This is a genomic window from Bradyrhizobium quebecense (assembly GCF_013373795.3).
GTDB classification, from domain to species: Bacteria; Pseudomonadota; Alphaproteobacteria; order Rhizobiales; family Xanthobacteraceae; genus Bradyrhizobium; species Bradyrhizobium quebecense.
The window spans coordinates 7,815,807-7,828,672 of record NZ_CP088022.1 but is presented as its reverse complement, the minus strand read 5'-3'; the positions used below and the strand labels follow the sequence as shown (position 1 = coordinate 7,828,672).

Here is a 12,866-nt window from a genome sequence, read left to right as displayed (position 1 = left end):
TCCTGCGGCCGGGACAGGAGGTGAGCAGCGATGCTGCACGACTGGGGCGTCATCGCCACGGCGTTCGCCTACATCGGATTGTTGTTCTTCATTGCCAGCCGCGGCGACCGCAGGTCGGCGGGTGGGCGCGGCCGTGCCAGCCAGTGGATCTATCCGCTGTCGCTGGCTATCTACTGCACCTCCTGGACCTTCTTCGGCTCGGTCGGCTTCGCCACCCGCACCAGCGTCGACTTCCTGGCGATCTATGTCGGCCCGATCGTGATGATCGGGCTGTGCACCCCGCTGCTCCGTCGCGTCATCGCGCTCGCGAAGTCGCAGAACATCACCTCGATCGCCGACTTCATCGCCGCGCGCTACGGCAAGAGCCAGGCGGTAGCAGCCACCGTGGCGCTGATCGCGATCATCGGCTCGGTGCCCTACATCGCGCTGCAGCTCAAGGCGATGGCCTCATCGCTGGAAACCATCCTGAGCGAGGATCAGGCGTTCTCGAAAATCCCGATCATCGGCGATATCGCGCTGATGGTGACGCTGGCGATGGCGGTGTTCGCGGTGCTGTTCGGCACCCGCCACACCGACGCGACCGAGCACCAGCACGGCCTGATCCTGGCGATCGCCGCCGAATCCATCGTCAAGCTGGTCGCCTTCATCGCCGCCGGCGCCTTCGTCACCTTCTGGATGTTCTCCCCGGTCGAGCTCTACGAGCGCGCCCTGAAGACGCCGGAAGCGGTGCGCGCGATCGAATATGTGCCCTCGATCGGCAACTTCCTGATCATGACGCTGCTGTCGTTCTGCGCGATCATGCTGCTGCCGCGCCAGTTCCATGTCAGCGTGGTCGAGAATTCGACTGGCGCCGAAGTCAGCCGGGCACGCTGGCTGTTCCCGCTCTACCTCGTCGCCATCAATATCTTCGTGATTCCGATCGCGATCGCGGGCCTCGTCATCTTCCCGTTCGGCGCGGTCGATGCCGACATGTTCGTGCTGGCGCTGCCGATCGAGGGCAATTCGCAGCTGCTGAGCCTCGCGGTCTTCGTCGGCGGGCTGTCGGCGGGGACCGCGATGGTGATCGTCGAATGCGTCGCGCTGTCGATCATGGTCTCCAACGACATCGTGCTGCCGCTGGTACTGCCGCGCAGCGACGACGCCCGCGCCGGTCAGAAGGACTTTGGCGATTTCCTCCTGAAGGCGCGCCGCTTCTCGATCTTCGCCATTATGGTGATGGCGTATTTCTACTACCGCGCGCTCGGCAACACCCAGCTGGTCGCGATCGGCCTGCTGTCCTTTGCCGCGATCACCCAGCTCGCGCCGGCGTTTTTCGGCGGCCTGTTCTGGCGCCGCGCCACCGCACGCGGCGCCATGGCGGGCATGCTGGTCGGCTTCGCGATGTGGCTCTACACGCTGTTCATCCCGAGCTTCCTGGAAAACTCGACCACCGGCCTGATGCTGCTGCAGCATGGGCCGTTCGGGATCGAGGCGCTGCGGCCGCAGGCGCTGTTCGGCGCCGATTTGCCGCCGCTGCTGCACGGCGTGCTGTGGAGCCTTGCGCTCAACATCCTCACTTACGTCGTGTTCTCGCTGGCGCGCGCGCCGTCCGCGATCGAGCTGTTGCAGGCCGACGTGTTCGTGCCCAACGCGCTGGCCCCGATCGCGCCGAGCTTCCGGCGCTGGCGCACCACGGTGACGGTGCAGGACATCGAGAGCACGGTGACGCAATATCTCGGCCCCGACCGCACCCGCGAGGCGTTCGCCTCGTTCGCCGTCGACCGCAACATCGTGCTGCTGGCCTCGGCACCGGCCGATTTCGAGCTGCTGCAGCACGCCGAGCGCCTGATCGCGTCCTCGATCGGGGCGGCGTCCTCGCGCCTCGTGATGTCGCTGCTGCTGCAGCGGCGGACGGTGTCCGCCAAGGCCGCGCTGAAGCTGCTCGACGACTCGCACGCCGCGCTGCATTTCAACCGCGAGATCCTGCAGACCGCGCTCAATCACGTGCGCCAGGGCATCGCGGTGTTCGACGCCGATTTGCAGCTGATTTGCTCCAACCGCCAGTTCTCCGAATTGCTCGCGCTGCCGCCGCATCTGGTGCAGCTCGGCATACCCTTGCCCGAGATCCTCGAATTCATGGGCGCGATCAGTCCGCCGCCGGCCGGTGACAGCGACAACCTGCTGCAACTGCGGCTGCGCGCCTACACCACCGAGGGCGAGCCCTATCTGGAACGCTTCACCGACCGCCATCTGGTGATCGAGGTGCGCGCCAACCGCATGCCGGGTGGCGGCCTCGTCATCACCTTCTCCGACGTCACGCCGAGCTTCGAGGCCGCGGAGGCGCTGGAGCGCGCCAATGCGACGCTGGAAAAGCGGGTGCGCGACCGCACCGAGGAGCTGACGCGGCTGAACTCGGAGCTCGCGCTCGCCAAGGGCATCGCGGAGGACGCCAACGCCTCCAAGACGCGCTTCCTCGCGGCGGCCAGCCACGACATCCTGCAACCGCTCAATGCGGCGCGTCTCTATGTCACGAGCCTGGTCGAACGCCAGAACGGCGGCGAGGATTCGCGCCTGGTCGAGAACATCGACGACTCGCTCGAGGCGATCGAGGACATCCTGGGCGCGCTGCTCGACATCTCGAGGCTCGATGCCGGCGCCATGACGCCGGCGATCACGAGCTTCCGGATGGCCGATTTGATGCGCTCGCTGGAGATCGAGTTCATGCCGATCGCCCGCGACAAGGGCCTCGATCTGCGCTTCGTGGCCTGCTCGCTGCCGGTCGAATCCGACCGCTCGCTGCTGCGCCGGCTGTTGCAGAACTTCATCTCCAACGCGATCAAATATACCCCGCGCGGCCGCGTGCTGATCGGCTGCCGCCGCCGCGGCAACGCGCTCCAGATCAGCATCTTCGACACCGGCGTCGGCATTCCCGTGCAGAAGCGCGGCGAGATCTTCAAGGAGTTCCACCGCCTCGAACAGGGCGCCCGGATCGCCCGCGGCCTCGGTCTCGGCCTGTCGATCGTCGAGCGGCTGGCGCGCGTGCTCAACCACCGCATCGCGATTTCGGCCAATGTGAGCGGCGGCTCGGCGTTCTCGGTCACCGTGCCGGTCGCGACCGCCGTCAACCATACCGCGGCCGTCACCACCGCCACGCCGCTGTCGAAGACGCCGATGAGCGGCTCCCTGATCGTCTGCATCGAGAACGATCCCGCCATTCTCGACGGCATGAAGACGCTGCTGACGGCGTGGGACGCCGAGGTGATCGCGGTGCTCGATGCCGACGGCGCGATCAGCGCGATCGAGGCCGCCGGCGGCCGCGTCACCGGTGTGCTGGTCGACTATCACCTCGATCGCGGCAACGGCGTCGCAGCGATCCGCGATATCCGCCGCCGCTTCGGCGACGGCATTCCGGCGATCCTGATCACCGCCGACCGCAGCCCCGCGGTGCGCTTGGCCGCGCGCGAGGAAAACATCGCGGTGCTGAACAAGCCGGTCAAACCGGCCTCGCTGCGCGCCTTGCTCGGACAATGGCGCACCCAGCAGATGGTGGCGGCGGAGTAGGGCTCGCTCGGTCCACCGCGTGTGAAGCGCGGCCACCCGATTTTCCCGTCATCCTGAGGAGCGCGGAACGCGCGTCTCCAAGGATGCACGGCCCGCCTGTGGCCGATTCATCCTTCGAGGCTCGCCCAGCGGCGCAATTGCGCCGCAAGGCTCGCGCCTCAGGATGACGGGACAAGGGCCGGGTAACGGCCTTACGTCGACGGCGTGCCCTGGCGCCACTGGCCGCCCGCGATCTTGGCGGCGGCGATCACGGCCTGCGTCCGGCTTTCGACGCCGAGCTTCTGCAGGATGGCCGAGACATGGGCCTTGATGGTCGCTTCGGAGACGCCGAGCTCGTAGGCGATCTGCTTGTTGAGCAGCCCTTCGGACAGCATCATCAGCACCCGCACCTGCTGCGGGGTCAGCGTCACCAGACGGTCGCGCAGCCGCGTCATGTCGGGATCGCCGGCCGCCGACAGATCGGTGTCCGGCGGAACCCAGACGTCGCCCTCCATCACCTTCATGATGGCGTCACGCAGCGTCTCGACGCCGAAGCGCTTGGGGATGAAACCGGAGGCACCGAAATCGAGCGAGCGGCGGATGGTTCCGGCATCGTCACTGGCGGAGACGATGACCACTGGAATCGCCGGATACTGCGCCCGCAGATAGATCAGGCCGGAAAAGCCGCTGATCCCCGGCATGCTCAAATCGAGCAGGATGAGGTCGACCTCGGAGTCTCGTTCCAACAGCGCGGTCAGGTCCTCGAACGATCCGGCCTCGCTGATCGTGGCCGAACTCACGACGCTCGCCACCGCCTGGCGTAACGCATCGCGGAACAGCGGATGGTCGTCGGCGATGACAAGATGAGTATTGGCAGCAGCAGTCATCTCAGTCCCACAAGCGGGCTTTGGCAAGCCCGCGCCGTTCGGTTGTCGCCCGCGTGGCAGTATCACGCAAGCCCTTGATAATACCAGATGCCAACGCAGTTAACCCGCCGAGCTTGTGCGCCGCAACAGACGCGCGCGGGGACGTTCCATCCAACTTACGCCTTCAAAGATAAGTTCAAGCGTGCAAAAGCCAAAAGTCTTATTGGGACGGATTTCACTGCGATGTTACCCTCAATTTAAGCCTAAGGCCCATTCGGGTCCAACCCGCCAGCCGGGGGCGAGCATGGCAGCAATAATTCGGGGGGAGCAATCCAGATGTCCACTATGACTGCAACTTCGGCGCGGCCCGCCGGCATGACGAAGGATGAGCGTTTCGTCATCCTGGCGTCGTCGCTCGGCACCGTGTTCGAGTGGTACGACTTCTATCTCTACGGGTCACTGGCCAGCATCATCGGCGCGCAGTTCTTCTCCGACTATCCACCGGCGACCCGCGACATCTTCGCGCTGCTGGCCTTCGCCGCGGGCTTTCTGGTTCGCCCGTTCGGCGCGATCGTGTTCGGCCGGGTCGGCGACATCGTCGGCCGCAAATACACCTTCCTCGTCACCATCCTGATCATGGGCCTGTCGACCTTCATCGTCGGCCTGCTGCCCAGCGCCAAGACCATCGGCATCGTGGCGCCGATCATCCTGATCTCATTGCGCCTCCTGCAGGGCCTCGCGCTCGGCGGCGAGTATGGCGGGGCGGCGACCTACGTCGCCGAGCACGCGCCAAACGGCAAGCGCGGCTATTACACCTCCTTCATCCAGACCACCGCAACGCTCGGACTGTTCCTGTCCCTGCTGGTGATCCTGTTCACGCGTAGCCTCACCGGCGAAAAGGACTTCGCGGACTGGGGCTGGCGTATTCCGTTCCTGGTGTCGGTGCTGCTGCTCGGCATCTCCGTCTGGATCCGGCTGCGGCTGAACGAATCGCCGGTGTTCCAGCGCATGAAGGACGAGGGCAAGAGCTCGAAGGCGCCGCTGACGGAGGCCTTCGCCAACTGGGGGAATGCCAAGATCGTGATCCTGGCGCTGCTCGGTGGCACCATGGGTCAGGGCGTGGTGTGGTACACCGGCCAGTTCTATGCGCTGTTCTTCCTGCAATCGATCCTCAAGGTCGACGGCTACACCGCGAACCTCCTGATTGCCTGGTCATTGCTGTTCGGCACCGGCTTCTTCATCGTATTCGGTGCGCTCTCCGACCGGATCGGACGCAAGCCGATTATCCTGGCGGGCTGCGCGATCGCGGCGCTGACCTTCATTCCGATCTTCAAGATGATCTCCTCCAACGCCAACCCCGCGCTGGAGAAGGCGATCGAAACGACCAAGGTCGAGGTGGTTGCCGATCCCGCAGGCTGCGGCGACCTGTTCAACCCGGTCGGCACCCGCGTGTTCACCGCGCCCTGCGACACTGCCCGCGCCTTCCTCGCCCAATCGTCGGTCAAATACTCGACGACCAATGGCGCGGCCGGCTCCGGCGTGAAGGTCGTGGTCAACGGCAAGGACGTCTCCTACCCCAACGCCAAGGACGGCAACGCGGCGATCACCACCGCCATCGCGGCAGCCGGCTATCCCAAGGCCGGCGACCCCGGGATCGTCAAGATGGCGCACCCGTTCGACATCTTCCGTCCGCAGATCGCGGCCGTGATCGGCTTGCTGTTCATCCTGGTGATCTTCGTCACCATGGTCTACGGTCCGATCGCCGCGATGCTGGTCGAGCTGTTCCCGACCAAGATCCGCTACACCTCGATGTCGCTGCCCTATCACATCGGTAACGGCTGGTTCGGCGGGTTGCTACCGGCGACCGCGTTCGCGATCGTGGCTTCGACCGGCGATATCTACGCCGGCCTCTGGTACCCGATCATTTTCGCAGCGATCACCGCGGTGGTCGGTGCGATCTTCCTGCCGGAAACCAAGGACGTCGACATCAGCAAGACCTGACCGGCTGACCCAGACCTTTCGACGAGCCGGCCGCGGAGCGATCCGCGGCCGGTTTCGTTTTTCGTGTGTAATTCGCCATCAGGCTCTGGCAGCACCGATGAATTGCAGCACGATCTCACGCCGGTGCGGGTGGGCACGATGCTCGATCAGATAGATACCCTGCCAGGTGCCGAGCGCCATCTCGCCATCGAGCACCGGGACCTGCAGCGAGGTCGCCGTCAGCATGGTCTTGATGTGCGCCGGCATGTCATCGGGGCCTTCAGCGTCGTGACGCCAGCCGCCGTCTTCGGGCGCGGCGCGATCGAGCGCCGTCATCAGATCGACCAGCACCGTGGGATCGGCATTCTCCTGGATCGTCAGCGAGGCCGAGGTGTGACGGATGAACAGCGTCACCGCACCCTCGCCGGCGCGCACCTCGCGCAGGAAATTTGCGACCTCGCGCGTGATGTCCGTGAAGCCGGCGCCGGACGTTTCGACCGTCAGGCGCGACGAGGCGATGTTGGTCGCTGCGACCGAGGATGGCGCCGAGCGCGACATTGTTCTCGCTGAATTCATCTGTACTTTCTCGACACGTCGTTCCGGCCTAGTGCGCAATTGCGCACGGGGGCCGGAGCCATAACCACCGATGTTCATTGGTTACGCGAGACATCGACTCCGAGCCGTCGAAGTCGAAAGGCCGCAGCGTATGAGTCCCGGCCTTCGCCGGGACGACTTTGTGCAAACAACATCAAATCTTGCCGCCATTGACGTCGCGCTGCACGCGGTTGGCCATCTCGATCAGCCGCCGCCAGGCCCGCTCGACGAACGACATCATGCGATCCATGTCGCGGTCGCTCGGCAGCGGAATCTCGATCTTGCGCTCGCCCTCGGCGACCTTCGGCTCAGCCTTCTTCAACGAATCCGATTTCGGCAACGCCTCGTCGGTCTTGGCCGATGGTGCGCGCGCGGCGAGCTCGCCTTTCAGCTTGTCATTGTCGGCCTGCAGGCGGCCGATCTCGGCATCCAGCGCCGCCCGCTCGTCGGGCACCATGTAACAGGCCCAGCCGGCGCTGGAATTGGTGCAGGTCGACACCGCGCCGGTGCGGGTGTCGAGCCGCAGGAAGCCATCGCCGGCCGGTGACAACGCATAGCGGCCGTTCTCGGTATCGGGCGCGGTTTGCGCGAGCGCGGCGCCGCTTGAGATCAGGATGGCAACGATTGCGATGGACAATTTCGAGGACGACATCGCGATGGGCATGGCTTGCTCCGCCTCAACCTGATTCCTGCCCCTCAACCACAGAGCTATAGGGCTTGCGGCCAGACTTCAACGCGTCCTCGAGCAATTCGATCCGGTCCTGCCCCCAGAACACCTCGCCATCGAGCACATAGCCGGGCGAGCCGAACACGCCGGCGTCCAATGCATTCTGGCGATTCTGCTCATAGGCCGCGCTGATCGCATCGGAGCCCGAGCGCTCCACCAGCTGCCGGCCGGGCAAGCCTGCATCGTCGGCGAGCTTCACCAGCGTCGCAGCATCGGCAAGATTGAGCTCAAGCTCCCACACCGCGGGATAGGCGCGTTGCAAGAATGGCTCGGGGTCGAGGCCGGCCTCGAGCAGCGCAATCACGACGCCATCGGCAAGCCGCCCATTGAACGGCCAATTGGCCGGCTGCAGGTGAAAATTCAGCCCGCGCTTGTCGCGCCAGCGTTGCAACTCGATCATCCGGTAGCGCTGCCGCACCGGATGGCGCTGGGCGAGCGGCAGCCCGCCGGTCTCCGAGAACAAATCGACCAGCAGCACAGGCCGGTAATTAACCTTGAGATCGTAAGTGCTTACGAGTCGCACGAAGGGCTTGTGACCGATATAGGCCCAGGGCGATTGCAGCGAGAAGTAGTAATCGATCTGGCGTGACATGCGGAACCTTGACTGCATGAGAGGATAAGGACTTTCGGCGATCCCAGCAGAGCCGGAAATGCCAGGCAACATCGCTTCAAAGCATACAAGCTGTTGCACTGCGAACACTGCGTCACTCTGACCGTGAATATCTCCAAATAAATCCAGCAGAATCAAAGCAATAACTGGTTACGACGCAATCTTGACTTGATTAGACGCGGTAAGTATGGTCCGCGCGGCTTTTGACGGGGACGGGCGCAATTTCCATCATCCGCGGCTTCGGTTAGTGTTTGCAGCATGGCTGAGAACACCAACGACGGCGCAGGTGGAAGTCGCGATCAATCGCCTCCTGACGAAGCTGCGCTTTCCGCAAGGCTCGGAAGTCTCGATCATCGGTTGTCAGAAATTCGCGACAGCCGCAGGAGCAAGACTGATCAATCCGGTACTGAAAGCGGGGACAGTGCCGCCAGAGCTTCGGCGATGGCGCTCGGTTTTCGTCTTTCCTCGGAGCTGATCGCGGGCGTTGCCGTCGGAGCGGCGATTGGCTGGGGATTCGACCGTTTGCTGTCGACGTCGCCATTCGGCTTCATCGTGTTAACACTGCTCGGCTTCGTCGCCGGCGTGTTCAACGTGGTGAGGTCCGCGGGCGTGGCCTCGGGCAAGCGCTGAGCGCTGGCGGGAAGTCACGACATTTGAAATTCGATTACCGGCACGATGGCCGGTGGACCAAGAGCCGCGCGGATGAAAATCGACCCGATCCACCAGTTCAATATCGAGCCCCTCTTCACGCTCGGCCACATCGGCAATCACACGATCGCCTTCACCAATTCGTCGCTCTACATGTTCATCGCGGTGCTGCTGATTGCACTGCTGATGCTGGCGAGCGGCCGGGACCTGGTTCCGGGACGTCTGCAGTCGGTCGCCGAGATCTCCTACGAGTTCGTCGCCAGCACGGTTCGCGGCAACGCCGGTGCGGAAGGCATGAAGTTCTTCCCGCTGATCTTCTCGCTCTTCATGTTCATCTGCGTCTCGAACCTCGTGGGCATCATCCCCTACACCTTCACGATCTCGAGCCACCTGATCGTCACCGCGGCCCTTGCGCTCCTGGTGTTCTTCACCGTCCTGTTCTACGGCCTCTACAAGAACGGTCTGAAATTCTTCAAGATCTTCGTTCCCTCCGGCGTTCCGCTGTACATCCTGCCGCTGGTCATGTTCATCGAGGTCCTGTCGTTCTTCCTGCGGCCGGTCTCGCACAGCGTGCGTCTGTTCGCCAACATGCTGGCCGGCCACATCGCGCTCAAGGTGTTCGCGGGCTTCGTCGCGATGCTCGGCTTCTCGCTGGGCGCGCTCGGCTGGTTCGGCGGCGTGCTGCCGCTGGCGCTCACGGTCGCGCTGTATGCGCTCGAACTGCTGGTCGCGTTCCTGCAGGCCTACGTGTTCGCGATCCTGACCTGCATCTACCTCAACGACGCCATTCATCCGGGACACTAAGCGGTCCGGGGAATCTCCACCCACCAATCTGTCTATCTTTCTCAAGGAGCTACAAATGGAACCGGCAGCAGCAAAACTTATCGGCGCGGGCATCGCGTGCATCGGCATGGGCGGTGCGGGCGTCGGCGTGGGCATCATCTTCGGCAACTACCTCGCCGCTGCGGTGCGTAACCCCTCGGCCGCTCAGGGCCAGTTCGGCAACCTGATCTTCGGCTTCGCCGTGACCGAAGCGCTCGGCATCTTCTCGCTGCTGATCGCGCTGCTTCTGCTGTTCGTTCCGCTCTGAGCGGCACCCCGGTTCCGCTTTAGCGGCAACCCGTCGCGCCGCCCAAAGGTCATCTCAAGGGCGGCGCGCATGACAGCAACAGGAGAACACCGTGGCTGAGAGTCATGGCGAGGCAAAAGGCCAGAATGCCGGCGCCCACACCGAGGCCGATGGCGGACATCACGGCGGAACCTTTCCGCCGTTCGATTCCTCCAATTACGCCTCGCAGCTGGTGTCGCTGGCGATTGCATTTGTCGCGCTCTACCTGATCGTGTCGCGTATCGCCCTGCCGCGCGTCGGCGGGACGATCGATGCACGCCAGAACAAGATCGAGGGCGATCTGGCCGAGGCGCAGAAGCTGAAGGACGAGTCCGACGCGGCGCTGAAGGCCTATGAAACCGAGCTGGCGAATGCGCGCTCCAACGCACAGGCGATCGGCAACGAGACCCGCGAGAAGCTGAACGCGGCCTCGGAAGTCGAGCGCAAGGCGCTGGAAGAGAAGCTGGCGGCAAAGCTCGCCGACGCCGAGAAGCAGATCGCAACGACCCGGACCAACGCCATGAGCAACGTCCGCGGCATCGCGGCGGATGCGGCCGGCGCCATCGTCCAGCAACTCGCCGGCGTCACGCCGGACGCGAATGCGGTCAACAGCGCCGTCGACGCGTCGCTGAAGGGATAGACGATGTTTTACGAACCGGAAACCTGGGTTGCGATCGCCTTCGTCATTCTGCTGGTCGTGTTCGGCTATCTCGGCGTCCATCGCACCCTGCTGACGGCGCTCGATCATCGTGCCGAGCGCATCAAGGCCGAGCTCGACGACGCCCGCCGTCTGAAGGACGAGGCCAACAAGCTGCTCGGCGAATACAAGGCACGCCGCGCCAGCGCGGAGCGCGAAGCCGCCGACATCATCTCCAACGCCAAGGCCGAAGCCGAACGGATCGCGGCTGAAGCCAAGGCCAAGATGGAAGATTTTGTCGCCCGGCGGACCAAGACCGCAGAGGGCAAGATCGCCCAGGCCGAGGCGCAGGCCGTGGCCGATGTGCGCGCCGCCGCGGCCAACGCCGCCGTGACCGCCGCCTCGACCATCCTGTCGCAGTCGGTCAAGGGCTCGGTTGCCGACGACCTCGTCGGCAAGGGCATCGCCGAAGTCCGCTCCAAGCTGAACTGACGCGATCACACTTCCTTCCGGAAAAGGCCGGCGCGAGATCATCGCGCCGGCCTTTTTCTTTGTTCCTGCTGCTTCTTATTCCACCGGCCCCGTCGCGGCGGCCGCTACTTCTTCTTGTGCGGCGCGCGGGGCTTGGGCTCCGGCTTCAGCGCCTGCGGATCGAAGCCGATATAGAAGATGTAATCGTCATTGTCCGCGGGCGACGGCGCCGGATAGACGACATCCTCGGCGACCAGGCTGAACGGGACGCTGCCGCTGTCGTCCATCTGCACCGTGGTGGTGTAGGCCTTGGTCGCAATGGTCCTCTCGCCGACGCCGCCCTTCACCACGGCGACGCGCAGCGGCACCTGGATGGTCGGCGGCGCGCCCGAGGGGCCGACGATGACCCGTCCCTGGATACCGATCTTGGCCGTGATCTGGCCGCTGTTTAGATTGCATTGCCGCGCCGTGCGCGTGATCGAGGCCAGGAACTTGACGTCGTTGCCGACCGCCTCCTTGCCGTCCACGGCCACCGAATAGGTCGAGGCCCCGGAGCGGATCTGCACCGGCGGGCAGGTCAGCTCGGCGTCGGCGTCGTTGAGCGGCTGCGGCGCCGCCGGCGTCGCCGGCTTCGAATCGGACGAACCGCCGCCGAACAGGCTCTTGAAGCGGTCGCTCAGCGACTGCGCCGAGCTGACCTCCGGCAGCAGGGTGGCACCGAGACCGATCGATACCGCCGCGGCGAGCGCGAACCTGATCACCCTGTCACCCATGCGATATCCCCAAAGCCTCCAAACCAGAGTTCCCCGTTTCGCGGGCGTTATAGCAAGCCAATGGCGGCGAACCCAAGGCATGTTGAAACGGCATGTTGCAAAGGCATGTTGAAAGCATCCTGAAATGGCTCGGATAGGGCCCGCCATCAGCCAACAGGCTTAAGATTCAACCGCGGAAATCCTCGTGCAGCAGGCCGAACAGCAGGTGATCCTGCCAGATCCCGTTGATGCAGAGATAGCGCCGCGCCAGGCCCTCGCGGGTGAAGCCGCACTTCTCCAGCACGCGGATCGACGACGCATTGGAGGGAATGCAGGCCGCCTCGATGCGATGCAGGTTGAGCTCGCCGAACAGCGAGGGCAGCAGCACCCGCAGCGCCGTCGTCATGTAGCCGCGATGGGCGTGCGGCAGGCCGACCCAATAGCCGATCGTGCCGGCCTGCACGATGCCGCGGCGGACATTGGCGAGCGTGATGCCGCCGATCATCACCCCGTCCGATTCGCGGAAGATGATGAACGGATAGGAGCGGTCGGCGGCGATATCCTCGCTGTAGCGGCGCAACCGGCGGCGGAAGCCGGCGCGGGTCAGGTCGTCGGACGGCCAGATCGGCTCCCATGGCGTGAGATAGGCGCGGCTGGACTCGCGCAACTGCGCCCATTGCGGGAAATCCGACATTTGCGGCGCACGCAGCAAAAGCCCGTGCCCCCGCGGCATCAGCGCAGCCGGTCCACCGGACGGCAAACGAAACAGGGCCATGGCCCAACACTCCCCCGCCAAGCTGCTCCCCCTCGCCCTGCTCTTGCGGGAGAGGGTCGGGGTGAGGGGCCGTTTCCGCAAACTCGGCCTGCGGATAGCCCCCTCACCCGAAGCCTTCGGCTATAGCCGAGGCTCCGCCTCGGCGTATCTCCGTCAACGGCCGCCGGTAGGCGGCCTCT

13 protein-coding genes are annotated in these 12,866 nt (G+C 64.6%); 7 read left to right on the top strand and 6 right to left on the bottom strand.

Features of this window, described 5'->3' with window-relative positions; all coding sequences use genetic code 11:
* Positions 1-30: 30 nt before the first annotated feature.
* Complete coding sequence (locus HU230_RS37430) at positions 31-3,540, top strand: PAS domain-containing hybrid sensor histidine kinase/response regulator (RefSeq protein ID WP_176533907.1); 3,510 nt, start codon at positions 31-33, stop codon at positions 3,538-3,540.
* Between the two features lie 191 nt (positions 3,541-3,731).
* On the opposite strand, the gene HU230_RS37425 is transcribed toward HU230_RS37430, so the two are convergent.
* A complete protein-coding gene (locus HU230_RS37425) occupies positions 3,732-4,406 on the bottom strand; it encodes a response regulator (RefSeq protein ID WP_176533908.1) in 675 nt (224 codons plus the stop codon).
* Positions 4,407-4,760: 354 nt separating this feature from the next.
* On the opposite strand from HU230_RS37425, the gene HU230_RS37420 reads away from it, so the two are divergent.
* Positions 4,761-6,386, top strand: a complete 1,626-nt coding sequence (locus tag HU230_RS37420) for an MFS transporter (RefSeq protein ID WP_176535237.1) — start codon at positions 4,761-4,763, stop codon at positions 6,384-6,386.
* A gap of 78 nt (positions 6,387-6,464) precedes the next feature.
* Here the strand turns inward: HU230_RS37420 and HU230_RS37415 are convergent, their stop codons facing one another.
* The 3 genes from HU230_RS37415 to HU230_RS37405 all read right to left on the bottom strand — a co-directional run bounded on the left by HU230_RS37415 (position 6,465) and on the right by HU230_RS37405 (position 8,278).
* On the bottom strand, positions 6,465-6,941 hold the full coding sequence (locus HU230_RS37415; protein ID WP_176533909.1) for a secondary thiamine-phosphate synthase enzyme YjbQ: 477 nt from the start codon (positions 6,939-6,941) through the stop codon (positions 6,465-6,467).
* Between the two features lie 172 nt (positions 6,942-7,113).
* Positions 7,114-7,623 (bottom strand): hypothetical protein, encoded by a 510-nt coding sequence (locus tag HU230_RS37410; protein WP_176533910.1) that lies wholly within the window; start codon positions 7,621-7,623, stop codon positions 7,114-7,116.
* 13 nt (positions 7,624-7,636) lie between these two features.
* The gene (locus HU230_RS37405) at positions 7,637-8,278 is read right to left on the bottom strand and encodes a 2-hydroxychromene-2-carboxylate isomerase (protein WP_176533911.1); all 642 of its coding nucleotides are present in this window, start codon (positions 8,276-8,278) and stop codon (positions 7,637-7,639) included.
* A gap of 276 nt (positions 8,279-8,554) precedes the next feature.
* Here HU230_RS37405 and HU230_RS37400 point away from each other — a divergent pair, with 276 nt between their 5' ends.
* From HU230_RS37400 to HU230_RS37380, 5 genes are all read left to right on the top strand, one after another.
* Entirely contained in the window at positions 8,555-8,926 is a 372-nt protein-coding gene (locus HU230_RS37400) for an AtpZ/AtpI family protein (protein WP_092123093.1), read from the top strand.
* A 72-nt stretch (positions 8,927-8,998) separates the two neighbouring features.
* The gene (locus HU230_RS37395) at positions 8,999-9,748 is read left to right on the top strand and encodes a F0F1 ATP synthase subunit A (protein ID WP_176533912.1); all 750 of its coding nucleotides are present in this window, start codon (positions 8,999-9,001) and stop codon (positions 9,746-9,748) included.
* A gap of 55 nt (positions 9,749-9,803) precedes the next feature.
* Positions 9,804-10,034, top strand: a complete 231-nt coding sequence (locus HU230_RS37390; RefSeq protein ID WP_016847054.1) for a F0F1 ATP synthase subunit C — start codon at positions 9,804-9,806, stop codon at positions 10,032-10,034.
* Between the two features lie 91 nt (positions 10,035-10,125).
* A complete protein-coding gene (locus HU230_RS37385; RefSeq protein ID WP_092123089.1) occupies positions 10,126-10,692 on the top strand; it encodes a F0F1 ATP synthase subunit B in 567 nt (188 codons plus the stop codon).
* A 3-nt stretch (positions 10,693-10,695) separates the two neighbouring features.
* The gene (locus tag HU230_RS37380; RefSeq protein ID WP_092123087.1) at positions 10,696-11,181 is read left to right on the top strand and encodes a F0F1 ATP synthase subunit B family protein; all 486 of its coding nucleotides are present in this window, start codon (positions 10,696-10,698) and stop codon (positions 11,179-11,181) included.
* Positions 11,182-11,285: 104 nt separating this feature from the next.
* On the opposite strand, the gene HU230_RS37375 is transcribed toward HU230_RS37380, so the two are convergent.
* Positions 11,286-11,933: a hypothetical protein gene (locus tag HU230_RS37375; protein WP_176533913.1), complete on the bottom strand. Its 648-nt coding sequence runs from the start codon at positions 11,931-11,933 to the stop codon at positions 11,286-11,288.
* Between the two features lie 166 nt (positions 11,934-12,099).
* A complete protein-coding gene (locus HU230_RS37370; protein ID WP_092123083.1) occupies positions 12,100-12,687 on the bottom strand; it encodes a GNAT family N-acetyltransferase in 588 nt (195 codons plus the stop codon).
* Between the last annotated feature and the right edge of the window lie 179 nt (positions 12,688-12,866).